At 68.9% G+C, this 1,338-nt stretch carries 1 protein-coding gene; it reads left to right on the plus strand.

The features are described from left to right. Positions 1-244 precede the first annotated feature (244 nt). Complete coding sequence (locus AC07A6_RS41325; RefSeq protein WP_478780535.1) at positions 245-1,309, plus strand: IS110 family RNA-guided transposase; 1,065 nt, start codon at positions 245-247, stop codon at positions 1,307-1,309. Positions 1,310-1,338 lie beyond the last annotated feature (29 nt).

Here is a 1,338-nt window from a genome sequence, read left to right on the forward strand (position 1 = left end):
GAGCGCCCTTGACAGTGAGGATGTGGGTGGTGGTTCCCGGGGGTCTGACCCGGCCCTTGACTGACGCTGACGCTGTCCTTGGCTTGATGCGTCGGCTCTCGGGGACTGCTCTCGTGCATGTCGCCGGTCGGGAGCGTGTGACTTCATAGGAGCCCGGCCAAAGGTCCCGTCACTGTCTTGTCCTGCTCCCGACCGGCGCGTGCTGTCCCTGGCGTTGTGACACGGAAGGACAGCTGTCACCAGCATGGCAGACGACATAACGGTGGTGGGCGGTATCGACACCCACACCGATTTCCACCAGGCCGCCTTGATCGACACGATCGGCCGGCACCTGGCCACCGAAGCGTTCCCCACCACTCCCGACGGCTACCGGCGCCTGCTGGCATGGCTGTCCTCACACGGAGAAGTCCTCGCGGTCGGCATCGAGGGCACCGGCGCCTACGGAGCCGAACTCGCCCGGATTCTGCGCGCGGGCCAGGTGCCGGTCGTGGAAGTGGACCGGCCCGACCGCAGAGCCCGGCGGGCGAACGGCAAGTCCGACCCCGTCGACGCCTACGCCGCCGCCACCGCCGTCCTCGCCGGCCGCGCAAGCGGCGTCCCGAAATCACGGGACGGGATCGTCGAGGCCATCCGGGCCCTGCGCGTGGTCCGCAAAAGCGCGGTGAAATCCCGCACCCAGACCATCAACCAGATCCGCAACCTCATCACCACCGCCCCCGGCGAGGTCCGCGAACGCCTGCGCGGGCTCACGACCGGCGACCTGATCCAAACCCTCGCCCGCTCACGCCCCGGCACCGCCCTCAGCGATCCCGCCTGCGCGGTCAAGACCGCCCTCAAGCGCCTCGCCCGCCGCTACCTGCACCTGACCGAAGAGATCACCGAAGCCGACCGCGACCTCACACCCCTGGTCAAGCAGGCCGCACCCACCCTGACAGCCCTGTTCGGGGTCGGCACCGAGACCGCCGCCCAACTCCTGACCACCGCCGGCGACAACCCCGAGCGGCTCCGCTCAGAAGCCTCCTTCGCGCACCTGTGCGCCGCCGCCCCGATCCCCGCCAGCTCAGGACGGACCAACCGCCACCGCCTCAACCGCGGCGGCGACCGGCAAGCGAACAACGCACTCCACGTGATCGCACTCACCCGCATGCGACACGACCCCCGCACCCGCGACTACGTCGCCCGCCGCACCACCGAAGGCCTCTCCAAGAAAGACATCCTGCGCTGCCTCAAACGCTTCATCGCCCGCGAGGTCTACAAACACCTCACCCAGCCACCAACCACAGCCAACCCCCTCCCACACACCACTTGACGATCCATAGGAGCTTCAGGCCGGCACGA

Source organism: Streptomyces sp. NPDC044002 (assembly GCF_056434525.1).